We start from the raw sequence: 23,327 nt of genomic DNA, 5'->3' as shown, positions 1-23,327 counted from the left end.
CTATAATGAGGTGCTTCTTTCCCACAGACGGACATAAGCCCCATGCGTATCCTTCAGGAAGCCCTTACCTTCGACGACGTTCTATTAGTACCTGCTCATTCCACGGTATTGCCTGCCGATGCTAACCTCCAAACCCCGCTGACCCGTGCGATTACTTTAAACATTCCATTGCTGTCAGCGGCGATGGATACGGTAACAGAAGCACGTTTGGCGATTGCCCTTGCCCAAGAAGGTGGCATGGGAATTATTCATAAAAACATGAGCATCCAAGCGCAAGCGGATCAAGTGCGTAATGTAAAAAAATACGAAAGTGGCATTATTAAAAATCCCATTACAGTATCGCCGGAGGCAACGATTCGTGATGTATTGGCGCTAACGCGTGCCAACAATATCTCTGGCGTGCCGGTCGTGAATGGCGAAGATTTGGTCGGCATTGTGACCGGACGCGACTTGCGTTTTGAAACACAACTGGATCAGCCGGTTAGCACCATCATGACGCCGAAAGAGCGGCTGGTGACGGTGGAAGAGGGCGCGAGCAAAGGCCAAATCCGCAAATTGTTGCACATTCACCGCATTGAAAAAGTGTTGGTGATTAACGATAAATTCCAGTTGCGCGGTTTGATTACGGTAAAAGACATTCAAAAATCCACCGATTTCCCGAATGCGTGCAAAGACGATCAAGGGCAATTATTGGTCGGTGCTGCCATCGGTGTCGGTTACGGTACCGAAGAGCGGGTACGGGCGCTGGTGGAAGCTGGCGTGGACGTGATTATTGTCGATACCGCGCACGGGCATTCGCAAGGCGTGTTGGATCGGGTGAAATGGGTTAAGGACAACTTCCCGCAAGTGCAGGTCATCGGCGGCAATATTGCCACGGGTGAAGCGGCACTGGCGCTGGTGGCAGCGGGTGCGGATGGCGTGAAAGTGGGGATCGGCCCCGGTTCGATTTGCACGACTCGTATTGTTGCGGGTGTCGGTGTGCCGCAAATTTCGGCGGTGATGAATATCGCCAAAGCACTGGAAGGTACGGGCGTGCCGTTGATTGCGGACGGCGGTATCCGTTATTCCGGCGACATTGCCAAAGCGTTGGCAGCGGGGGCGCATACCGTGATGTTGGGCGGGATGTTCGCGGGGACGGAAGAAGCACCGGGTGAGGTGGAATTGTTCCAAGGGCGTTCGTACAAGTCTTACCGTGGCATGGGTTCACTGGGGGCGATGGCGAAGGGTTCTAGCGACCGTTACTTCCAGGATGGTTCGGAAAATGCGGCGGATAAGCTCGTGCCAGAAGGGATTGAGGGACGTGTGCCGTACAAAGGGCCGCTTGCACCGATTATTCACCAGATGATGGGCGGTTTGCGTTCCAGCATGGGGTATGTGGGCTGCAAGGATTTGGAAGAAATGCGTACCAAGCCGCAATTTGTGCGGATTTCCAGCGCGGGTATGCGTGAATCGCACGTTCATGACGTGACTATTACGAAAGAATCGCCAAACTACCGGGTGTAATTGATGACACAGAATATTCATGCGGATCGTGTACTGATCCTCGATTTCGGTTCGCAATATACGCAGTTGATTGCACGGCGTGTGCGCGAGGTTGGGGTTTATTGTGAGATTTACCCGTGGGATGTGGAGGCTGAAGCGGTTGCTGCATTCGGTGCGAAGGGCATTATTTTGTCCGGTGGCCCTGAATCGGTGACGGATGCTGAACCGCCGAAAGCGCCTGAGAATGTGTTTACGCTGGGTGTGCCGGTGCTGGGCATTTGCTACGGGATGCAGACGATGGCGGTGCAACTTGGTGGGGCGGTGGAATCGTCCAGCCATTGCGAGTTTGGCTATGCGCAAGTGCGGGCGCGTGGGCACACCGAATTGTTGCGTGAAATCGAAGACCATGTGACCGCTGACGGTTTCGGCTTGCTGGATGTGTGGATGTCGCATGGCGATAAAGTCACCGCGATGCCGGAAGGCTTTAAGCTAATGGCAAGCACCGATTCCGCGCCGATTGCGGGGATGGCGGATGAAGCGCGGCATTTCTACGCGCTGCAATTCCACCCGGAAGTGACCCATACCAAGCAAGGCAAGCGCATTTTGCAACGCTTTGTGCAGGGCATTTGCGGTTGTGCAGGGTTGTGGACGACGGCGAATATTATTGACGAAAACATTCGTACCGTTCGTGAGAAAGTGGGTTCGGATGAAGTCATCCTCGGTTTGTCCGGCGGGGTAGATTCGTCGGTGGTGGCGGCGTTGTTGCACAAGGCGATTGGTACGCAATTGACCTGCGTATTCGTGGACACTGGCTTGTTACGTTATCGTGAAGGCGATCAGGTGATGGCGATGTTCGCCGAACACATGGGCGTGAAAGTGATCCGGGTGGATGCGGAGGAACGCTTCCTGTCAGCCCTTGCGGGTGTGACTGACCCGGAGAAGAAGCGCAAGATCATTGGCGGGTTGTTCATTGATATTTTCGATGAGGAATCCTCCAAGCTGACTTCGGCGAAATGGTTGGCGCAAGGCACGATTTATCCCGATGTGATTGAATCGGCGGGGGCGAAAACGGGCAAGGCGCATTTGATCAAGTCACACCATAACGTCGGCGGTTTGCCGGAAAATATGAAGATGGGGCTGGTTGAGCCGTTACGCGAATTGTTTAAGGACGAAGTGCGCGTGATGGGGGTGGAACTGGGTTTGCCGCCGGAAATGGTGTATCGCCATCCGTTCCCAGGTCCCGGTTTGGGTGTGCGGATTTTGGGTGAGGTGAAGAAGGAATACGCGGATTTGTTGCGTTTGGCTGATCACATTTTCATTGAAGAACTGCGCAAACATGATTTGTATGACAAGACCTCGCAGGCGTTTGCGGTGTTTTTGCCGGTGAAATCGGTAGGCGTGACCGGCGATGGGCGGCGTTACGATTACGTGATTGCGTTGCGGGCGGTGGAGACGATTGACTTTATGACCGCGCGTTGGGCGCATTTGCCGTATGAGTTGTTGGATCTGTTGTCGCGGCGGATTATCAATGAGATACGCGGGGTTTCTCGTGTGGTTTATGATATTTCGGGGAAACCTCCGGCTACGATTGAGTGGGAGTGAAGACCCTCACCCCCCAGCCCCCTCTCCCGGAGGCAGAGGGGGAGTAGGAATGTAGTCGTGAGCTTCTGTTGTAGGAGCTTGCCCTGCAAGCGATTCTTTCCTTGCGCATCCTTTGTTCAGCCGCTATAAAGAAAAATAATTTTTACGGGCTGGAGAAATCAAAATGGCACAGAAATTGGAACTGGCAGAGGTCATTAAGGCGTTGCGCGAGGAGTTAAATCTTGCCAAGCGTGATGGAGAAGGGCAAGGCATCCGTTTTAACATCAACAATGTAGACATCGAACTGCAAACCGTGGTTGAACGTAAAGTGGATGCTGGTGTGTCTGGCAAAGTGCGCTTCTGGGTGATTGATGCGGATGCGAAAGCCAACGGTGAACTGAAAGATGCAGTGACCCAGAAAATCAAACTCAGTTTGCAGGTGGTCGATACGACCAAAACGGCTGAAGAAATCGCAGCAACAGGTTCTAATGCGATGACAATCAACGATAAAGCCTGACCATGAGGGTGCATTATGCTCAATGCCGATTGGTTGGTGCAGGTTTATGCTCACGATAAAGACGGTGATCCTTGCATTGGTACGGGATATTCCATTGGAAATGGGTTAGTTCTAACTGCTCGTCATGTGGTGCGTTTTGACAAGCGTGCAGACAATCCCCAATTGAAACTGGTATGGCCTGAACAAGACAAACATGAAATGCTGTTTGCGGATGCGGATATTGTGTTTGATGGATTTGCTTGTGAGCCAAATATCGACGTTGCAGTTATTCGTTGCCCCCAAGCAACACCATTCAAACCACCTCAGGTAGACTGGTTGCTTACTGCTCCTGTGCCAACTACTGCGTGGTCAGGTCGGGGTTTTCCACGAGCAGCTAAAGAGCCAACGATTCGCGATGATTTGGGCATGTCGGGCACAGTGGCAGGTTTGAAAAAGCATGTGGTCGAATTGGCAACGGATGTTGATGCGATAGAAGCCAATGGTTGGGCTGGCTTTTCAGGCTCTCCGGTGTTTATTGGTCAGCAATTGGCTGCGGTGATTACCCATGACTATTCGTCGTTAGAAGGCTACTTCAAAGCCGTTTCAATTCCGTGGCTATTAGACATTATCTATAAATAATTTTTATCTAAAAGTTTTTAAAACTTTCAATAGATGGGATTTCTCATGGAGTTTCTCAGGTTGTGTAGTCCGCAAGCAATTTCCATAATCTGGTCATCAAAGTCATCTTTTAAATTACGGTACACATCTTTCAGGCATCGGCAGCGTTTAATACCACTGATGATATGTTCAACGACTACCCTGCGGGCAGAAATTTGACGGTTTTCTTCTTTTTCTTGCGGGGTCAGGCATTTATTCCGTGGCTTCTTTTTTGGCTCAATGACGGTGACACCTTTTCCCATGTCAGCCCCCTTGAAGCCTAAATCACGTAAAATCACAGAACCCTCCGGTAATCGGGTCTGCTCCTCATCGGCAATTTTCTTGTCATGCTTCTTGCCTGAGTGGGTATTCCCTAAGTATTTGATATGTCTGTCAGCACAGCCAACGATGACATTGTTTTTAACCGTATGGGATTTTTTTTACCACTATAGTATTCACGCTGGACATCATTATCCACGGGGCGCTGGATTCTCCGCTCTGTTCCGTCAATAACCAATTCCTGTTGCCCTTCTTCTGCTAGCCGTCCCATTAATTCTGAGCATAGTCGAATGGGCTTATGTCCCATCTTATCCAATGCACTTTGTAATACCGGGCATAAGCGGTGTATCCAGTGGTTTGCCACACTTTGGGGAAGATCAAATGAATGCGCCAGCACTTCTTGTAAAGGATAGGTCTTCAGGTAAAACAGAATGAAAAACAGTTTGTCTTCTATTAATGCCAGTTTCCCATCAGAACGACCCCGCGTCTCATCAACACGTTTGCCCCGTGCGTGTAGGTCAGTTTGGTAAGCTGCGCTGAACAGTTCGAGCAAACCCAAAAACTCCTTGACGTTGAGACTGGTCATGGCAACAAATGCCTTTTCATTGGATTTCAATGCGTTAAAGCTGTACTCCGCCATGCCGTTAGTCCCTACTCTAGGCTGTTATTACTGTTAGGAATTTACGCTCTGGATGTGCATTTTGCCATTTATAATTATTATCTATATATTTTATTTTTTTTATAGATAATGTCTATTGCACAATGAAAAATTATTTCGTGAAATCGTTAAGCCTGCCAGGCAGGTAACAGCTCAATTGCACACCAAGGTAAAAGCCGAAGCAACGCGCATTCTGGATGGACAACTCGTGCTGCGCGAGAAATTGAAAGCCGTCTTGAAGCTGGATTCCTGTGCTATCGCGGCTGACATCGCAGCACACCTTGTTGAAAAGCAAGAGGTTAGTCAGGCAGTTGGAGTACTCGCTCAAATCTCGTTGGAGCTAGATAAGAAAAAGCCGGAGTCACTCAAGGAGCGCTGGGAAGATTATCTAACCCATGTTGAGCAATTGTGCGGCTGGTTGTTGATCAATAGCGTTGACCCTGAATGGTGGCTTCAACACGAAGCCAGTTTGCAAAGCACCGCGCAAGACAGCGTTACCCGTAGTCTATCTCTGGATACGCAAGCCTATGTGGAAGTCATCATTTCGCGCAGTTTATTACAGCAAGCCCGCTATGATCTTGATGAATACGGTGATCCCATACCCGCCAGCAGCATTCATGACCCGATGGTGTTTGATGGGCATACGGCGGGCGCATCCGATATTCAGATATTGAGTGAGATTTTTAAGCAATTGCGACGAGTCGACAGCGCACCGCAAGATGTTGATAGGCTTCTGGCTGATATACAAAAAACTGCCCGTGCCTTATCGAAACGCCAAGGTGGTAAACCGATCTATTACATCGTTTCTAATGCTTATTTGGAGATGTTAGAGGATTTGGCTTGTTACCCGAAGCTGAAAGAAAAACTAGCAGGATGTGTACAGTTCATCTGTTGTGTGCAAACGAGTCTTGATGAGTTGTCGCCTTGTCGTGAAGATCAAAGTTCGTTGCTGGAAGATCTAGCCGTTATACTCCGACTCAAGAACCCCAAGCGAGTAGCTGCCCATGTCTAAACAAGAAGTGCCTAAGCTCAAAGATTTTATCCCTCCCAATTTTACCGTTTCCAATTCGGGGCGGAGGTTACACCACGTTTTCAACGAAGAGGATTGCTACGCACTGTGGGCGGCGTATTCCGCAGGGCGACCTTTGTTGGTGAGGGGAAAACCGGGGACGGGTAAGAGCCAGATGGCAAAAGCGATAGCCGAACAATTGGGCTGGGCATTTGTTAGTGAAGTCATACACGGCAGTACCGAACTTAGCGATTTGCATTGCCACTTTGATGCGATAGGGCGTTTAGGTGAAGCGCAAGCACGTAGTATGGGTAACGCTTCACCCTCAGCATCAGGTTGCAGCGCGATCCAAGATAGGCTTAATCCGCTGAACTTCCTTTCGCCCGGTGTATTCTGGTGGGCTTATGATTGGCAGGCTGCCGCGTATCAGTATCAAGCCTGTTATACTCGCTTACGCCCTGAACCGTTAAAGCCCGACAGCACAACCCCGCAAGGTAAAACATGGCAGCCACCAACAGGCGGTGTTGTGTTGCTCTTGGATGAAATTGATAAAGCCGAGCCTGATTTGCCTAATGGTTTATTGGAAACTTTAGGGCAATACCGTTTTAGTGTTCCTTACCTACATGATACCCAGCAGGCAGATGCGAACAGTGTATTGAATAACCCTGTACAGGCTGATCCTGTGCGGGTGCTGGTGGTGATTACCACGAATGAGGAGCGTGAATTGCCCTCTGCCTTCGTGCGCCGCTGTTTTGTACACACCTTGAAAATGGAAGAGTCCCCCGAAAAAATAACGGTGACATGGCATGATGAGACTGTTGAAAAACGTCATGCGTGGTTGGTGGAACGCGGTCAATTGCATTTTGGTAGCCGTATTGCGGATGCTGTCTATTTGCAGGCGGCTAAACAGCTATGGGCAGATAGGGAAGGGGATAGCCAAAACCGTTATCCACCGGGATTAGCGGAATACATCGACTTGCTGAGTGCTTTGCAATCGTTAGAGAAAACGGAACAACAAACCCGGCTTGATAAAATAGCCCGTTATGCCCTGAAAAAAGAAGTGGACGGTTAAACAATGGCATGGGGGCGGTTGGCACTGCTACAAGCGGCGGGGGAAGAGGATGCCAATCTGCAAAAAATGGCGACTGTGTTTGGTTATGTCAAACAGTCTGCGCCAGAACCGCTTACCGTTGATGATGCCGATACCGCTTCACACCACACCACTTCAACATTGATACCGTTTGAAACGACACCAGACGTAGCCATTCCACAACGCCCGCCAGCCCGTTTTTTGCGGGTCAATAAAATCACCCGTGTAACAGAGCCTGACAAACAAGCGTCGGACTATCTGCATGACCCCGCCATGCGTTTATTGCCTAATGCAAACAGCACGGATTCATACCATTTTGCACCGCCACCACCCTTATTGCCGCTCTCACGCCTTATTCCGTTTTTGTTGAATAGCCTTGGGGTGTCTCGTACCAGCAAACGTTTGGATCAGCAACGACTGGCACGCCAAGTGGCATTGGGTAAAGCGTTGCAGCGTTTACCGCAGATGTCGCGCCAACATTGGGCGCAACGTTTGCATATTATTGTGGATGCAGGGCTGCATTTAGAACCGTATTGGGGCGATTTTGCGCGTGTCATCCAACAATTCAAGGCGTTGTTGGGTGAGGATGCCGTTGAAGCTATCCGTTTTGAGGATACGGCTTGGTCTGGGGAAATACCTGATTGCATCCCGTGGCCGGGGCAGGCGGATGACGAGTGGCAACAGTGGCAACTCCCACCAGCGGATGTGCCGATTTTGGTCTTGGGGGATTTGGGGGTAACAGCCGATAACGTCAATGCCAGTGCCAACTGGTCACGCTTGCTCAAGGCATTGCGTTCGCATCCTGCACCACTATTGACGCTCAGCCCGGTGATGCGCTCCCCGCGCCAGCGGTGGCTATGCCGCACATTCAAGCCGCACCCCTTAAATGATGCTTATCGGTTGCCGCGTCATCCGGGGCAAAGTGGCTTTGCGTTGACGGCAGCTTCGCCTGTTCCCATTAGTGAGATTCTGGCTTTATTATCATGTTTGCCTGTGGTGGATGCAGGGTTATTGCGGCGTTTGCGTATGGCATTGCATTGGGGCGGTAGTGAGCGGGAAGGCGAAATCTGGAATCACCCTGACATCCGCCGGATTGGGTTGGGTATCCGTTTAGATGAGCGGGTAGCGGAACGTTACCGCCAAGACTATCAAGCGCATTTCGCCGGTTCGCAGCAAGCAGAAACATTGTGGCAGCTTGTGCAGGCGCATCATGTCGGTGCTTTTGAGGGGTTGCGGCAACTGGAAAAACTGAATCAGTGTGTGTTGGAGCAACGTGATGATGCCGCGTTACGCGATTATCTCCAACGCTTGTGTGCCACTGTTATCCAAGAAGTGCAAGGTTCAACACGGCATAAAACCTTGGTGATGCAATGCCGCACTATTCTGGCTTCTAAACCAGAAAGTATCTGGCGCAGTGAGCATAATGAGTTGGCGTATCACTTGTTTGGGGTGGCTTATGCAGAAGAAATTCGGGCGGGTAAGTGGCCTGAGCAATTGGAAAAAGACTTTGATCTGGCACGATTTCAGTGGGTGCTGGATGCAAAAGCGCGGGGAGAATGGGTTCAGTGGCAGGTAGTGCAAGTCGGTGATCAGGGTCAATTTAAGCTACAACAAGCACAACGGGCAGATTGGTTGGCAATAACACCTGTTGCGGAATTCAGTGCGTTGCGTGGTTTGCCGCCGACGGTATTGTTTGCTCCTATTGATGGTGGTCAGCATTCTATCGCAGTGGACGGGGCTGTTTATCAAGCCGAACAGGGATTGGTTGGAATCGAATCAGCTACCCATTGGATTGAATTGCAAAATATCACTAAGCCGAGTTGGACAAATAAAATTTGGCGTGACCAAACAGGATTGCAAGCAGAAGTTGTTTTTGTGGGTAAGGTATATACCGTCCTATGGAAGGAGGCAACCGATGCAATTATCAGTCATTGGGAATGGCCTAAACCTTTTGGGCAAGAGGTACTGAGTGATATTAATAGCTATCAGAATGGTTTGGGTCTTTATGCTGACCTTGAGATAAAAGGCATCCCTCAACGCTTCCGCTGGATCGAACCCGGCACATTCCTCATGGGTTCACCCGAATCCGAAGCAGGACGCTACGACGATGAAGTTCAACACCAAGTCACCCTAACCCAAGGCTTCTGGTTGGCAGATACCACCGTTACCCAATCGCTATGGCAAGCGGTTATGGGCAACAACCCCAGCCGTTTCAACGACAACCCTAACAACCCCGTTGAGCGAGTAAGCTGGAATGACATTCAGGACTTCATCAAAAAACTCAATGCCCTTATTCCCAATCTACAAGCCAAACTCCCCACCGAAGCCCAATGGGAATATGCCTGTCGCTCTGGCACGACCACGCCGTTTTCGTTCGGTGATAACATTACCCCAGAACAGGTGAATTACAACGGTAATAATCCCTACGCAGGTGGCAAAAAAGGTCTATATAGAGAAAAGACTGTTCCTGTCAAATCCCTTCCAGCCAACCCGTGGGGTTTGTATGAAATGCACGGCAACGTGTGGGAATGGTGTCAGGATGTGTGGCAAGAAAAATTACTGGCTTCGCCGGTTACAGACCCGGAGGGTGTCGCCGGAGGCGACCAAGCAGGCGTTGAGCGCGTCGTTCGCGGCGGCGCTTGGCTCTACGACGGCGTGTTCTGCCGTTCTGCCTACCGTTACAGGTACGAGCCTGATGACCGTTACAACGACCTTGGTTTCCGTTTGCTTTTAGGTCATTTTGAGCTAAGGTCAGGGCAGGGCGGCGGAGCCGCAGGGAGCAGAGCGACCAACGATAGAGCGGACGGGAATGACGCGGACAGACGTGGCGCGGGCGACACGGCAGGTCGTGGCAGTGCCGGGAGCGGTGGTTTAGTAGAGAAAATTTTCAAAGGATTGAAAAACCCTTTCAGGAAGAAAAAATGAAACAGAAATTTTTCAAAATCCCCGCCGAAGAGCCCTCACCCCAACCCCTCTCCCAGAGGTAGAGGGGCTGAGAAGTAGAGTGCCATGACAATAATAAATCGTGAGAAATCGCGTCTGCTTCGGCAACAGCAAACACCCGCAGAGCAGTGCTTGTGGCAGCAATTGCGCAATCGCCAACTGGATGGTTACAAGTTTCATCGCCAGTATGCTATCGGTCACTACATCGTGGATTTTGTCTGCCGAGCGGAAAAGCTTATTGTGGAACTGGACGGTATCCATCATGCAGAAGTCGATCAGGCAGAATATGACCAAATCCGTACCCAATTTCTCATCGCACAGGGCTACCATGTCTTACGTTTCTGGAACCGTGACATTGAAGCATCCATGCCAAGTGTTTTAGATAAAATTCATTCAGTGTTGAAGACCCTCACCCCCCAGCCCCCTCTCCCGGAGGTAGAGGGGGAGCAAGATGCCGACCCAAATTCTTCCCTCTTAAGCCCCTCTACCTCTGGGAGAGGGGTTGGGGTGAGGGTCTTCCCATGACCTACCGCAATCACCTCTCCCCACCCACATTCCCCTACGCTTGGGCATCCGACTGGGGCGAAGACCGCTACGGCCTGTGGCAAGCCTTCACCTACAAAGACGTGCGCCACGCCTTCCGTTGGATACAACCCGGCACGTTCATGATGGGTTCACCCGACGGGAGTGGAGAAGAAGGCGCTGAAGAAGGCCGTTGGGAAGATGAAACCTTACACCAAGTCACCCTCAGTAAAGGCTTCTGGCTTGCCGAAACCACCGTCCCCCAACGCTTGTGGCAAACTACTATGGGCGAAAATCCCAGCCACTTTAAAGGCGATAATCGTCCTGTCGAAACCGTAAACTGGGACGACGCTCAAGCCTTCATCGACAAACTCAACCAAATCCACCCCGATTTAACTGTGCGCCTGCCGTGGGAAGCCGAATGGGAATACGCCTGCCGCGCCGGAACACAAACCCCGTTCAACTTCGGCACAGAATTGACGCTGGACAACGTGAACTATTCGGGTAAATGGAGTGAGTCTGGCTATGATGATAAAGCTAAAAAATCAACGGCTGACGTAAAAACTTACCCCTGCAACGCTTGGGGCTTATACGAAATGCACGGTAACGTCTGGGAATGGTGTCAGGATGTGTGGCAAGAAAAATTACCGGCTTCGCCGGTTATAGACCCGGAGGGTATCGCCGGAGGCGATAAAGCAGGCGTCAAGCGCGTCGTTCGCGGTGGTTCGTGGCGCTACTACGGCAGGTACGTGCGTTCTGCCATCCGTTACAGGTACGTTCCCGGCGACCGTTACGACTTCATTGGCTTCCGGCTTGCCCTAGGTCTTGAGCTCAGGCCAAGTCAGGGCGGCGGAGCCGCAGGGCGCGGTGCGCCCCAAAGGAAGAAGTAAGCGCACGGCTCTGACGCGGGCAGGCGTGGCGGGACGCCGCGACAGACCGTGGCAGTGCCGGGAGCGGGCAAGTCATTTCACGCTTGTGCTAAACTCCCCCTAACCGCGCAACCCCATGAGTACCCGATGAAAATCCCCTACGGCCTGAGCAATTTCAAACAAGTCATCACCGATGGCTACGCCTACGTAGACAAAACCGACTACATCGCCAAGCTGGAAGACAGCGGTCGCCACATTATCCTGTTACGCCCCCGCCGTTTCGGTAAAAGCCTACTGCTTTCCGCGATGGAATATTACTACGACACCCAACACGCGGCTGAATTCGATACCCTATTCGGTAACTTGTACCTCGGCAAGCACCCAACCCCGCTCAAAAACAGTTACCAAGTGCTGTTCATGGAATTCAGCGGTATTGGCATTGAAGGCGGTCACGCGCAGGTTTATCAAGACTTTGACCGTGAAGTGGCGAATGCCCTGAAACGTTTTTTGCAGCGTTATGCTTACCCTGCCGAAACACTAGCCGTCATTGAGGCAGAACCCTCTCCCCACAGCAAAATGAAAGCCTTTTGGCGCTTGGTGGAAGGGCAAAAACTCCTACTACTGATCGACGAATACGACCACTTCGCCAACGCCATCCTCGCCGCAGACATGCAACTGTTCCAACGTGTCGTTGGTAAAGGTGGTTTCGTGCGCAGCTTCTACGAAACCCTTAAAACCGCCACCCAACGCGGCACAGTAGACCGTTTGTTTGTCACAGGCGTAACTCCCATTATGCTCGATAGCATGACCAGCGGTTTCAATATTGGCGAAAACCTATCATTTCACGAAGACTTCAACGAAGCCGTCGGTTTCACCAAAACAGAAGTCGCGAGCTTGCTCCAGCCTTTGGTGGAAATCTGCAACCTTCACCCTGATGCTTTATTGGCAGACGTAACCCGCTGGTACAACGGCTACCGTTTCGCGTCAGCGGCGGACACCGTGTACAACGCGAACATGGTGTTGTATTTTATCAAAAATTTCCGCAGCAAAGACTGTTCCTATCCCAAGCCCATGCTGGATGAAAACATTGCCTCCGATTACGGCAAAATTCTCGGCATGTTCAGCATCGGCAACCGCGACGAAAACTTCGCCGTGTTGGATGAACTGATCAGCATGGGGGAAGTGACCGCCCAACAACGCCGTAAATTCGATTTTGAAAAAGGCTTTGACCGCGACGACTTCATCAGCTTGTTGGCGTATATGGGCTTTGTGTCTTTGGTACGCACTAGTTTGTCGGGGGAAGTGTTCGGTATCCCTAACTACGTGGTGCGTGAACTCTATTTCCAGTATTTCAAAGTGGAATTGGAACGCCGCAACCAAATGACGATTTCCAACCGTGCGATTGCGTTGGCGGTGGAAGTGTTGGCGTTACAAGACGACATCCAACCATTGATCACCGAAATGGAACGGGCGCTGCAATTGCTCTCCAACCGCGATGCAATGGGGATGGATGAAAAGCACGTTAAAGTGCTGTTACTCACTTTGCTATACCAAACCTCGGTGTATTTCATTCAGAGTGAGCGGGAAATGAACCGTAAATACCCCGACATCATGCTGCTGGAACGTAGCCCGATTGTGGTGGATCACCAACATTTGATCGAACTGAAATACAGCAAACAATCCGATGGTGAGACGGGTTGGGTAGCTAAACGCCAAGCCGGTATTACCCAAGTAGAGGGATATTTGCAGTTACCTGATATTGCCGTACTTCCCAAACTGAGTGCGTGGCTACTCGTCAGCGATGGTGTGCGTGTGGAAGTGGTGAAGTTAAAATGATACAGGTATAATTCAAAACAATAAAAATCCAAAGGCACTGCCATGTTACATTTTCTGCGCCTCCTCTCCCTCTGGCTATTCTTGCTAACCACCGCACACGCCAACCCGCTTGCCCCCGAACAAGTCCCCGACCCGCTTAAACCGTGGATAGGCTGGGTGTTAGATGGGTACAAAGACCTGCAATGCCCCTACCTCTTCAACGCCGAAGAACGCCAATGCGCTTGGCCGGGACGCTTAGATTTGCAACTCACCACCACCGGCGGCACGTTCACCCAACACTGGGAAGTCTACGGCGAAACCCAAGTACGCCTGCCCGGTGATGCGCAACACTGGCCGCAGCAAGTGCAAAACAGCACCAACACCCTCTTGGCAGTGCTGGAAAAAGACGGCTATCCGGTTGTCACCCTCCCCGCAGGCAGCCACGATCTCAGCGGGCAATTCGTCTGGGATAAACTCCCCGAAGCGCTCTTCGTTGCCCCGACCAGCGGCTTGGTGCAACTCAGTGTCAATGGCGCAAACATCGCCACTCCCGAATTCAACGCCGCTGGCAGTTTATGGCTCAGCCAAACCAACCAAGAAGCCAGCGAAGACAACCTCGAAGTGCAAGTATTCCGCAAAGTGTTGGATTCGCACCCGCTCGAAGTCACTACCCACATTCAATTGCGTGTCGCAGGCAAGCAACGCTACGCCGAATTCACCCCGGTATTGCTGGACGGTTTTATCCCGCTGCACCTCGATAGTCCCTTACCCACGCGCATGGGGCAGGATGGCAAGCTGCAAGTGCAACTGCGCCCCGGCGAATGGACGCTCAAACTCACCGGACGCGCCCTCGCCAATGTCACCGAATTAGCCTTGCCCGCGAGTTCTACCCCCTGGCCCAGCGAAGAGGTTTGGGTATTTGAAGCCGACCCGACGATGCGCCAAGTGCAGGTCGAAGGCGTGAATAGCGTTGACCCCAGCCAAACCCGCTTGCCGGATACTTGGGCAAGTTTGCCAGCCTATCTGCTCACCAGTGGCAGCAAAATGACCTTGGCAGAACAACATCGCGGCATGGCAGACAGCCCCGCACAACTCAATTTAACCCGCCAATTGTGGCTGGATTTCGACGGCAACGGTTACACCCTGCAAGACCAGTTGACGGGAACATTGGCGCAACAGTCACGGCTGGAAGTGCTGCCCGATATTCACCTTGGCAGAGTCAGCATTGACGGCACACCGCAATTGATTACCCAACAAGCCGCCGGGCAAGCCGCTGGTGTGGAAGTGCGCCAGCGCAATCTGGCACTCGAAGCCGATAGCCGTTACGTCGCTGCGCGTTCCAGCCCGCCAGTCAGCGGTTGGCAACAGGAATTGCAGCAAGTCAGCACCACCTTGCACTTGCCGCCCGGCTGGTTGCTGTTTGCGGCGAGTGGCACGGATAATTTGCCGATGACCTGGTTGCAGCAATGGAGCTTGCTGGATTTGTTTCTGGTATTGCTGACCACGGTGGCAACCGGCTATTTATTCGGCTGGCAATGGGGCGCGGTGGCAGGGCTTGCATTGTTGCTGACTTGGCATCAACCGGATGCGCCGCGCTTGCTGTGGTTGAATCTGTTGGCGGTCACAGCGTTGCTGCGTTCCGTGCCGGAAGGGGCGATTCAGCGTTGGTTGGGGCGTTACCGCTGGCTGAGCTTGCTGGGATTGGTGCTGGTGATTTTGCCATATACCATTGATACGGTGCGTTTGGCGCTGTACCCGCAGTTGGAATACAGCACCAGTGGCGGTATGAGTGGCGTGGTCTATACCTCAGCCGCCGCACCTGCCGCTGAGGAAGCGATGGGTGCAGATGCGGCAATGATGGCAGAACAAGCCGCTATGCCTGCCGCTCCAGCGCCTGCTCCCATGATGAAATCGGAGAATTATGCGCGTGAGAAAATGAGTAGCTTGGCAAACATTGGCACGTATCCTGAGGCGCGACCCGCCCCAAAGCAGGTCAATCTGCGTGAAATCGACCCGAATAGCATGATTCAAACCGGCCCCGGTTTACCCACATGGCAATGGAATCAAGTGCGTCTGGAATGGTCAGGCGTGATTCAACCCGACGAACGCATGGGCTTGTGGCTGATTTCGCCGGTAGCGCATTCGCTGCTCAAAGTGTTAGGGGTGATTATTATGCTGATTTTGGCGGCACGTTTGGCGCTGGTTTCCGGCAAATTGATGGCACTGTGGCAAGCGGCACAATCCGCCAAACGCAGTTTGTCCGTGGCGTTGTTACTGGCGATGACCGTACCGTGGGTAATAGTAACACTGCCGCAAACTGCCTTGGCAGAATCGCCTGCTATTGCCGCCATGCCCGTTGCACCCGCCAGCAATACACCCGACCCCAGCTTGTTGGAAACCTTGCAAGAGCGTTTGCTGCGTGCGCCGGAGTGTTTGCCGAACTGTGCGCAAATCGAGCAAATGAACCTCAATGTGGGGAATGATGGTTTGCAAATTCGGTTGCGGGTACACACGGCTACCGCCGTTGCCGTGCCATTGCCGGGCAGCCAAAGCACGTGGTTGCCACAAACCGTCTTGGTGGATACGCAACCGACGCAAGCCTTGCGCCGTGATGCTGAGCAACAATTGTGGGTGGTCTTGGCGCAAGGTCAGCACGAGGTATTGTTGCAAGGTGCAATTCCCACGCGCAGCAGCATCGCGTTGCCTTTGCCGCTGAAACCGCATCGTGTGACCTGGCAGGGCGAAGGCTGGCAGGTGGACGGTATCCGCGACAACGGTGTACCCGAAGCGCAGCTTCAACTGAACCGCACCACCGCCAGCAGCGATAACACCGTGCAAGACATGCCGACCTTGCCTGCGTTTGTCAAAATTTCGCGGCGCTTGGATTTGGGGCTGGATTGGTATGTCACCACCACCGTCAGCCGCGTGTCTGACAGTGCCGCGCCGATCAGCTTGGCGATTCCGTTGCTGGCGGGCGAACAGCCGTTGAGTGAGCAATTCACCCTCAAAGATCAGGCGCTGCAAATCAATCTCAAACCGCAGCAAAACACGCTGGAATGGACATCGCGGCTGCCGCAGACCGCAGCATTGCAGCTTACTGCCAGTCAAAACAACGCTTGGTTGGAAGAATGGCGCATTGCTGCCAGCCCGGTATGGCACGTCGATACCACCGGTTTGCCTGCCAATGCTTATGAAGAAGCCGACGCACAAGGCACGTTATTGTGGAAACCGTGGGCAGGCGAAACCCTGAGCTTGGCGATTAACCGTCCGCAAGGCACTGCCGGACAAACCGTGACGCTGCTCGCCAGCCAGATGCAGGTCGAGATTGGCAAACGCGCCCGTGATGTCAGCTTGCGCCTGAATTTGCACAGTAGCCGTGGTTCGCAACACAGCATTAGCCTGCCGGAAAACGCGGTGGTGCAAAGCTTGACGATTGATGGCACCAAACAAGCGATTCAACAGCAAGCGGGCAAGGTGATCCTGCCGTTATTGCCGCGCAAACAAGAGGCGGTGCTGGAATGGCAGGAAAACGGCGCATTGCCTTTGCATTACACCTTCCCGGCGGTGGATTTGGGTTTGCCGAGTGTTAATAGCGAATCACGTTTGCAAGTGCCGCAAGACCGTTGGGTATTGTGGGCGCATGGACCATTGCTGGGGCCTGCGGTGCTGTTCTGGGGCATGGTCGTGGTGTTGCTGGTGTTTGCGCTGGTGTTGGGGCGTTCAAAAATCACCCCGTTGAAAAGCTGGCAATGGTTCTTGCTGGGCATTGGTTTGAGCCAGAGTACGCCGTTTTTGATGGTGTTAATGGCATTTTGGCTGATTGCTTTGGCGTTGCGCAGCAAAGTGTCACGCGCTGACTGGGCGCGACCGTACTGGCAATTTAATCTGATGCAAGTGGGCTTGGCAGGCTTGACCGTGGTGGCGTTAGCGACCTTGGTGGGGGCGGTTGCCAATGGCTTGCTGGGGTCGCCGGATATGCAAATCACTGGCAACGGTTCATGGGCGCAACAATTGCAATGGTATCAAGATCGCGTGGCAGGGTTATTGCCACAGGCAGGCGTGATTAGTGTGCCGATTTTGTATTACCGCTTGCTGATGTTGGCTTGGGCGTTGTGGTTAGCTGTCGCGCTGCTCGGTTGGTTGCGTTGGGGCTGGACTGCCATTAACCATGGCGGTTTGTGGCAGCCTCATATTTCTGTTACCCAAACGCCTACCGTCAGCGTTGCGCCCGCAGGCCCGATGAATGCGCCTGCCACGGGCGGTACGGATTCGGGTTGACGGGCGACGGCGACGGCAATGTGGTCGGTTCCCACGATCGTGCCGATGGTGGGGTCGAAGCCTTTCCAGCCTGCGCCGGGTAGGAACACTTCTGCCCAGGCATGGGTTGCGCCGAAATCGGTGGGGGCAAGTTGTGCGTGCAGGTAGCCGCTCACAAAACGGGCGGCGAAACCTAAACGCCGTGCCGTTTCCATGAACAGATACGCCGAGTCACGGCACGACCCCGTGCCACGGGTGAGCGTGTCGGTCACGGATTGCACACCCGGCTCTTCACGTAATTGATACTTCAAGGTTTGCTGGATGCGTTCGGCGAGGCGTTGCAGCAAGCTGTACGTCTGAATTTTTTCGCCCGGTTGCCAGAGGCTTGCTACCCAGCGTTCCAGCAAGGCACTGGGTGGATCGCCTGCTTGTCGGTAGGGGGCTAATACGGCTTGATCATCCGGCAGGTAGGCAAATGGGTAATAGGTGGCGTAATCGGCGACCAGAAAATCCAGCGGGGCTTCGTTGTATTGCTGGATGATGATGGTGCTTTCGATCACCAGTTGTGTGGTCGGGGTTTTGAAGGTGGCGATGGCGACCGAATTGTCTTCCACGTCACGATGCCAGCGCAGGGTGGCGGCAGGCGTGATGTTTAAGCTGGAGGATTCGATGCGCAGTTCGTAGCCTTCGCGGGGGCGCAGGCGCAAGACGTGCGGTTCAAGGCGCACAATGCCGGGGAAGTTGTAGTAGGTGCGGTGTAGGATTTTATAGCGTTGCATAAAGGTGATGCTCTAACTGATGATTCAGAAGTGAAATGACACAATGCAGCATAACACTTACGATCTTGTTGAGGGTGCACACAATTTAATGTCATGGCACATGATCCACGCGCTGTCGGCAGATTTTGCTAGAATGAATCAATATCGTAGAAAAACTACAGTGTGTTAATGCTGAATTTGTCGATGGATGAACTGGAGGCAGACCTCGCCAATGCTTGAAATGTCGTCGAATTCGCACGTAAACATAACGCTTGATGGTTACTGATGAAAGCTTTAGATCGAATTGATTTAATTGATAAAATTGGACGTTCCTTACAAGCTCGAATGGGGTATGAAGATATTTCAGCATATCTCAAGGCTCATGGTGTCAATAAATTCACACGAAGAGTTAATAGTAAGTGGATCTACACGAAAGCCTTGCTTACAGGTGAACCTGATGCGGTTGTGCTGAAAATTGCCGATGAGCTAGGCATACCTCACACCTATACTGTCATCGCAGATAAAAATACTGCGGAAGCAACTTTTTGGGAGGCTGGTCACTTCCGACTTTTTCTAAGCCATCTTTCGACATTCAAGGATACAACAGAAACTTTGAAGACGGCTCTATAAGGTACTCCCCATTGTCAAGACCACAATCTCAAGAAATTAAGATAACCGCTGGTTGATAAAAATCTGTCTTCCTTTGCCTATCCTGCCGTCCTGCAAAATACACAGTAGCCGGTGTGCGGTAGTCGAGGGACTGATGCAAGCGTTGGTGGTTGTAGAACTGGAAGTAGTCCCGCAAGCCTGTTCTTGCCTCCTGTACCGTTTGTATATCCTGCAAATAAACATGTTCATATTTGACTGTCCGCCACAGCCGTTCAATAAAAATATTGTGCAGTGCGCGTCCTCGCCCGTCCATACTGACACGGATGCCTTTGTTGAGCAGCGGTGCAGTGAAACGTGGTGTCGTGAACTGTGCGCCTTGGTCGGTATTGAAGATTTCACACGACCCGCTGTCCAGTAACTCACCAACTGCTTCAATGCAAAAATCAGCTTCCAACGTGGTACTGATTGCCCAACCCAGTACATAACGGCTATACCAGTCAATCACTGCCATCAGGTAGACAAAGCCGTGTGCCAGCCTGATGTACGTGATGTCAGTACTCCACACTTGATCGCAGCGGTCAATCACCAAACCCCGTAGCAAGTAAGGGAAAATCTCATGTTCAGGGTTGGGTTTGCTGGTGTTGGGCTTTTGGTAAACCGCTTCCAGACCCATCGTGCGCAATAGCCGCCTCACCCGCTTTTCGTTCACCCTATGCCCCAAGGTACGCAAATGCGCTGTCATTTTGAGTACCCCATAGTACGGTGTTTGGGTGTATTGCTCATCCAATAAGCGCATCAACAACAGGTTTTCCTCGCTTTCACCTTGCGGCTGGTAGTACAAACTGGAGCGGTTGATGCCCAGCAATCCACACTGCTGCCGTAAGCTAAACGCCGCATTTGCGGGTTCAACCAACGCTTTCCTGATGGCTAACGGATACCCGATGACTTTTTTTTCAGCCAATCACGCTCGGCAACGACTTGCCCCAGTTGGCGGTATAACTCGTCAATCTCCGCTTGCTGGTTATGTTGCTCACGGTCTCTTTTACTGGAAAAAGCCAACGGGATGGCGGCTAGTGCCTGTTTTTTCCAAGTGCTGATTTGAGCCGCTTGGATAGCGTATGCAGCGATCAGTTCGTTTGTGGTTTTCTGTTGCCGAATGGCCTCCAGTGCTACTTTTGCTTTGAACTCCGCTGTATGATGTTTGCGCACATTTGCCATGTAATGCCTCCTTTCGCTGCTATCCTCTTATCTTAGTCAGTGGTCTAGAATATGGGGAGTATCATGCTAAAGCGATTTGGCATTTCAGCTTTTGTGGCACACGTTGACATTGAACCTACCAAAGAATGGCAAGATGAAATTGAAGCAGGCTTATTTTCTATGGATGCCTTGGCTGCGATCTTGATGCAGGGTTTCAAGGAAAGTAATTGGACAGACCAAGAAGTTGGTATCGCTATTGGGCGCGGTGTTTTGGTTATCCCTATCGTTAAAGGCGTAACCCCTTACGGATTTATTGAAAAATACCAAGGCTTAAATGTAGGGAATGGTAATAAAACAATCATGCAGGTCGCCAAGGAAATTTTTGGAATCTTGGTTGCTTCGCCGAAAAGTCGAACCAAAATGCTGACATGCTTCGTTGACACTATCTTGCAAACCAATGAAGAAAAGGAAGTGTTGGTAAAACTAACGTATTTGAACGACATACGTGATTTGCCCATAGCTTATCTTGAAAAGTTGAGAGAAGGGGCTGCTTCAGCAACGGTGTTTGCTGAAGGGCAGAGTTTGGTTAAACTAAATCAGCTTTTGGTGAAGAATGGGTTACAAAAAGTTGTCCATAAATCCCATGATGCCTTTGATTTTGAAGACGATATTCCGTTTTAGAAATTGGGTGTAATGTTAAAGCGTCCTTCACTGATTGTAGATACTTCCGGTTAGGTCTTTTCCCACACCCAATTCCGAATTTCCGGCATATCCCGCCCATACTGGTTAATATATTGCCGATGTTCCACTAATTTGTCCTTAAGCTGCTGCTTCAAGTAGCTACCTTGGTCAGCCGTTTGCGGCAAGCGGTCAATGGCATCCATCACCAAATGGAAGCGGTCGAGATCATTCACCACCGTCATGTCGAACGGCGTACTAATCGTGCCTTCTTCCTTGTAGCCACGCACATAGAAATTCTCATGGTTGGTACGCCGATAAGTGAGCCGATGGATTAGCCACGGGTAGGCATGAAAAGCGAAAATCACCGGCTTGTCCTTGGTGAAAATCGTGTCGAAATCGGCATCGCTCAAGCCGTGCGGATGCTCGCTTTGCGGTTGCAGTTTCATCAAATCGACGATATTGACCACGCGGACTTTCAAATCGGGCAAATGTTCACGCAAGATCGACACCGCCGCCAACGTTTCCAGCGTCGGCACATCGCCACAACACGCCATGACTACATCAGTTTCCGCCTCTTGGTCGTTACTTGCCCATTGCCAGATGCTGATACCTTGGGTGCAATGCTTGACGGCGGCATCCATCGACAACCATTGCGGGGCAGGGTGTTTGCCCGCAATCACCACGTTGACGTAGTGGCAGCTGCGTAAGCAATGATCCATCACCGACAGCAAGCAATTGGCATCCGGCGGAAAATACACCCGCACGACTTCGGCTTTCTTGTTCACCACATGGTCGATGAAACCGGGGTCTTGGTGGGTAAAACCGTTGGCAGTTTGCCGCCAGACGTGCGAAGTCAGCAGGTAATTCAACGAGGCAATCTTGCGCCGCCAGGGTAGATGCGCGGTGACTTTCAGCCACTTGGCGTGCTGGTTGAACATCGAATCAATGATGTGGATGAAAGCTTCGTAGCAAGTGAATAGCCCGTGCCGCCCGGTTAGCAAATAACCTTCCAGCCAGCCTTCGCATTGATGTTCGCTGAGCATCGAATCCAGCACTCGCCCGCTGGGGGCGAGAAATTCGTCATTTGCTACCGTTGCAGCATCCCATTGACGTTGGGTGACTTCAAACAGGGCTTCGAGGCCGTTGGACAGTGTTTCATCGGGAGCGAAGATGCGAAAATTGCGTTGTTCATCGTTTAGCGTTACCACATCGCGTAAAAAACGTCCCAGTACGCGGGTATCGCCGATGCCGCGCACACCGGGCGTGGTTACGTCCACCGCGTAATCTTGGAAATCCGGCATCCGCAAATCGCGCAGCAACATGCCGCCGTTGGCGTGAGGATTTGCACCCATACGCCGCTCACCCGTGGGCGCAAGTTCTGCCAGTTCTGCTAGCAATCGTCCGTGTTTATCGAAAAGCTCATCGGGGCGATAGCTTTTGAGCCAATCTTCCAGCAATTGGAGGTGTTCGGGATGGGCAGCGGGGTTGGAAAGTGGCACTTGATGCGCCCGGAACGTGCCTTCGATTTGCACGCCATCGACGATCTTTGGCCCCGTCCAGCCTTTGGGGGATACCAGCACGATCATCGGCCAGCGAGGACGGGTCAAATCGCCGTGGACACGCGCTGCTTGCTGGATGGCTTTAATTTGCGCCATCACCGTGTCGAGCGTTGCTGCCATTGCGGCGTGCATCAGCTCCGGTTCGTGACCTTCGACGAAATAGGGTGTCCAGCCGTAGCCGCGCAATAACTGTTCCAGTTCCTCGCGGCTGATGCGGGCAAGCACGGTCGGGTTGGCAATCTTGTAGCCGTTGAGGTGCAGGATCGGCAACACCACCCCATCCGTCACCGGATCAAGGAACTTGTTGGAATGCCATGACGTTGCCAGCGGCCCCGTTTCAGCCTCGCCATCGCCGACCACGCACGCCACCACCAGATCGGGATTGTCGAATACTGCGCCGAACGCATGGCTCAGTGAATAGCCCAGTTCGCCGCCTTCGTGGATTGAGCCGGGGCATTCCGGCGATGCATGGCTGGGAATGCCGCCGGGAAACGAAAATTGCAGGAACAGCTTTTGCAACCCAGCCTCATCTTGGCTGATGTCGGGGTAGATTTCGCTGTACGTGCCTTCGAGGTAGGTATTGCTCACCACCGCTGGCCCGCCGTGTCCGGGGCCGGAGATGTAGAGCATACTGAGGTCGTATTGTTTGATAATGCGATTTAAATGCACGTAAATGAAGTTCTGTCCCGGCGTTGTACCCCAATGCCCCAGCAGAGTGTGTTTCACATCCGCCAGTGTCAGTGGGCGTTTGAGCAGCGGGTTGTCGAACAGGTAAATCTGTCCGACGGAGAGGTAATTAGCGGCACGCCAGTAAGCGTCCATCCGACCTAGCAGTTCGGGGGAGAGTGGAGTGGTCATGGTTTGA

General features: G+C 52.2%; 18 protein-coding genes. 13 read left to right on the top strand and 5 right to left on the bottom strand.

Annotation, left to right across the window (positions count from 1 at the left end):
- The first annotated feature begins 42 nt into the window (after positions 1 to 42).
- The 4 genes from guaB (at position 43) to L3K52_12530 (ending at position 4,198) form a co-directional block, all read left to right on the top strand.
- Positions 43 to 1,503, top strand: coding sequence for an IMP dehydrogenase (gene guaB, locus L3K52_12545; protein ID UOG91025.1), 1,461 nt, complete (start codon positions 43 to 45; stop codon positions 1,501 to 1,503).
- A gap of 3 nt (positions 1,504 to 1,506) precedes the next feature.
- The gene (gene guaA, locus L3K52_12540; protein UOG91024.1) at positions 1,507 to 3,084 is read left to right on the top strand and encodes a glutamine-hydrolyzing GMP synthase; all 1,578 of its coding nucleotides are present in this window, start codon (positions 1,507 to 1,509) and stop codon (positions 3,082 to 3,084) included.
- Between the two features lie 163 nt (positions 3,085 to 3,247).
- Positions 3,248 to 3,580 (top strand): hypothetical protein, encoded by a 333-nt coding sequence (locus tag L3K52_12535; GenBank protein UOG91023.1) that lies wholly within the window; start codon positions 3,248 to 3,250, stop codon positions 3,578 to 3,580.
- 15 nt (positions 3,581 to 3,595) lie between these two features.
- Positions 3,596 to 4,198: a serine protease gene (locus tag L3K52_12530; GenBank protein UOG91022.1), complete on the top strand. Its 603-nt coding sequence runs from the start codon at positions 3,596 to 3,598 to the stop codon at positions 4,196 to 4,198.
- Between the two features lie 26 nt (positions 4,199 to 4,224).
- On the opposite strand, the gene L3K52_12525 is transcribed toward L3K52_12530, so the two are convergent.
- Complete coding sequence (locus L3K52_12525) at positions 4,225 to 4,602, bottom strand: transposase family protein (GenBank protein UOG94005.1); 378 nt, start codon at positions 4,600 to 4,602, stop codon at positions 4,225 to 4,227.
- A complete protein-coding gene (locus L3K52_12520) occupies positions 4,590 to 5,135 on the bottom strand; it encodes a transposase (GenBank protein ID UOG91021.1) in 546 nt (181 codons plus the stop codon). Before L3K52_12520 ends, L3K52_12525 begins: the two co-directional genes overlap by 13 nt.
- A gap of 175 nt (positions 5,136 to 5,310) precedes the next feature.
- Here L3K52_12520 and L3K52_12515 point away from each other — a divergent pair, with 175 nt between their 5' ends.
- The 7 genes from L3K52_12515 (at position 5,311) to L3K52_12485 (ending at position 17,679) form a co-directional block, all read left to right on the top strand.
- The gene (locus tag L3K52_12515; GenBank protein UOG91020.1) at positions 5,311 to 6,165 is read left to right on the top strand and encodes a hypothetical protein; all 855 of its coding nucleotides are present in this window, start codon (positions 5,311 to 5,313) and stop codon (positions 6,163 to 6,165) included.
- On the top strand, positions 6,158 to 7,234 hold the full coding sequence (locus tag L3K52_12510) for an AAA family ATPase (protein UOG91019.1): 1,077 nt from the start codon (positions 6,158 to 6,160) through the stop codon (positions 7,232 to 7,234). Before L3K52_12515 ends, L3K52_12510 begins: the two co-directional genes overlap by 8 nt.
- Positions 7,235 to 7,237: 3 nt before the next feature.
- The gene (locus L3K52_12505; GenBank protein ID UOG91018.1) at positions 7,238 to 10,177 is read left to right on the top strand and encodes a formylglycine-generating enzyme family protein; all 2,940 of its coding nucleotides are present in this window, start codon (positions 7,238 to 7,240) and stop codon (positions 10,175 to 10,177) included.
- A gap of 84 nt (positions 10,178 to 10,261) precedes the next feature.
- Positions 10,262 to 10,720 (top strand): endonuclease domain-containing protein, encoded by a 459-nt coding sequence (locus L3K52_12500; protein ID UOG91017.1) that lies wholly within the window; start codon positions 10,262 to 10,264, stop codon positions 10,718 to 10,720.
- A complete protein-coding gene (locus L3K52_12495; protein ID UOG91016.1) occupies positions 10,717 to 11,607 on the top strand; it encodes a formylglycine-generating enzyme family protein in 891 nt (296 codons plus the stop codon). The genes L3K52_12500 and L3K52_12495 overlap by 4 nt, the downstream gene beginning before the upstream one ends.
- A 126-nt stretch (positions 11,608 to 11,733) precedes the next feature.
- Positions 11,734 to 13,422 carry an ATP-binding protein gene (locus L3K52_12490; protein UOG91015.1) on the top strand — a complete coding sequence of 563 codons (1,689 nt, stop codon included), beginning with the start codon at positions 11,734 to 11,736 and terminating at the stop codon, positions 13,420 to 13,422.
- A 42-nt stretch (positions 13,423 to 13,464) separates the two neighbouring features.
- Entirely contained in the window at positions 13,465 to 17,679 is a 4,215-nt protein-coding gene (locus tag L3K52_12485) for a hypothetical protein (GenBank protein ID UOG91014.1), read from the top strand.
- Here the strand turns inward: L3K52_12485 and L3K52_12480 are convergent.
- Positions 17,589 to 18,437 (bottom strand): transglutaminase family protein, encoded by an 849-nt coding sequence (locus L3K52_12480; protein UOG91013.1) that lies wholly within the window; start codon positions 18,435 to 18,437, stop codon positions 17,589 to 17,591. The two genes, L3K52_12485 and L3K52_12480, sit on opposite strands and share 91 nt — an antisense overlap.
- Before the next feature lie 264 nt (positions 18,438 to 18,701).
- Here L3K52_12480 and L3K52_12475 point away from each other — a divergent pair, with 264 nt between their 5' ends.
- Positions 18,702 to 19,046, top strand: a complete 345-nt coding sequence (locus tag L3K52_12475; protein UOG91012.1) for a hypothetical protein — start codon at positions 18,702 to 18,704, stop codon at positions 19,044 to 19,046.
- Positions 19,047 to 19,074: 28 nt separating this feature from the next.
- Here the strand turns inward: L3K52_12475 and L3K52_12470 are convergent.
- Positions 19,075 to 20,243 (bottom strand): IS3 family transposase gene (locus L3K52_12470; GenBank protein UOG91011.1). Its coding sequence is split into 2 segments (ribosomal slippage): positions 19,075 to 19,968 and positions 19,971 to 20,243, totalling 1,167 coding nucleotides; the frame shifts between segments, so codons are not numbered across the junction.
- Positions 20,244 to 20,306: 63 nt separating this feature from the next.
- On the opposite strand from L3K52_12470, the gene L3K52_12465 reads away from it, so the two are divergent.
- Positions 20,307 to 20,903: a toll/interleukin-1 receptor domain-containing protein gene (locus tag L3K52_12465; protein UOG91010.1), complete on the top strand. Its 597-nt coding sequence runs from the start codon at positions 20,307 to 20,309 to the stop codon at positions 20,901 to 20,903.
- 50 nt (positions 20,904 to 20,953) lie between these two features.
- On the opposite strand, the gene L3K52_12460 is transcribed toward L3K52_12465, so the two are convergent.
- Positions 20,954 to 23,320, bottom strand: coding sequence for a phosphoketolase family protein (locus L3K52_12460; protein UOG91009.1), 2,367 nt, complete (start codon positions 23,318 to 23,320; stop codon positions 20,954 to 20,956).
- Positions 23,321 to 23,327: the final 7 nt, after the last annotated feature.

Source organism: Candidatus Thiothrix sulfatifontis (genome assembly GCA_022828425.1).
Classification (GTDB): Bacteria; Pseudomonadota; Gammaproteobacteria; order Thiotrichales; family Thiotrichaceae; genus Thiothrix; species Thiothrix sulfatifontis.
Note: the sequence above shows the minus strand (reverse complement) of the source record. Positions and strands in the feature narration are given on the sequence as shown.

What these genes read in the sequence shown, in the direction of transcription:
- L3K52_12465 (UOG91010.1), top strand. Translation starts at nt 20,307, where the DNA reads ATGCTAAAGCGATTTGGCATTTCAGCTTTTGTGGCACACGTTGACATT.
- L3K52_12475 (UOG91012.1), top strand. Translation starts at nt 18,702, where the DNA reads ATGAAAGCTTTAGATCGAATTGATTTAATTGATAAAATTGGACGTTCC.
- L3K52_12535 (UOG91023.1), top strand. Translation starts at nt 3,248, where the DNA reads ATGGCACAGAAATTGGAACTGGCAGAGGTCATTAAGGCGTTGCGCGAG.
- L3K52_12480 (UOG91013.1), bottom strand. Translation starts at nt 18,437, where the DNA reads ATGCAACGCTATAAAATCCTACACCGCACCTACTACAACTTCCCCGGC.
- guaA (UOG91024.1), top strand. Translation starts at nt 1,507, where the DNA reads ATGACACAGAATATTCATGCGGATCGTGTACTGATCCTCGATTTCGGT.
- L3K52_12520 (UOG91021.1), bottom strand. Translation starts at nt 5,135, where the DNA reads ATGGCGGAGTACAGCTTTAACGCATTGAAATCCAATGAAAAGGCATTT.
- L3K52_12495 (UOG91016.1), top strand. Translation starts at nt 10,717, where the DNA reads ATGACCTACCGCAATCACCTCTCCCCACCCACATTCCCCTACGCTTGG.
- L3K52_12485 (UOG91014.1), top strand. Translation starts at nt 13,465, where the DNA reads ATGTTACATTTTCTGCGCCTCCTCTCCCTCTGGCTATTCTTGCTAACC.
- L3K52_12510 (UOG91019.1), top strand. Translation starts at nt 6,158, where the DNA reads ATGTCTAAACAAGAAGTGCCTAAGCTCAAAGATTTTATCCCTCCCAAT.
- L3K52_12505 (UOG91018.1), top strand. Translation starts at nt 7,238, where the DNA reads ATGGCATGGGGGCGGTTGGCACTGCTACAAGCGGCGGGGGAAGAGGAT.
- L3K52_12530 (UOG91022.1), top strand. Translation starts at nt 3,596, where the DNA reads ATGCTCAATGCCGATTGGTTGGTGCAGGTTTATGCTCACGATAAAGAC.
- L3K52_12490 (UOG91015.1), top strand. Translation starts at nt 11,734, where the DNA reads ATGAAAATCCCCTACGGCCTGAGCAATTTCAAACAAGTCATCACCGAT.
- guaB (UOG91025.1), top strand. Translation starts at nt 43, where the DNA reads ATGCGTATCCTTCAGGAAGCCCTTACCTTCGACGACGTTCTATTAGTA.
- L3K52_12460 (UOG91009.1), bottom strand. Translation starts at nt 23,320, where the DNA reads ATGACCACTCCACTCTCCCCCGAACTGCTAGGTCGGATGGACGCTTAC.
- L3K52_12500 (UOG91017.1), top strand. Translation starts at nt 10,262, where the DNA reads ATGACAATAATAAATCGTGAGAAATCGCGTCTGCTTCGGCAACAGCAA.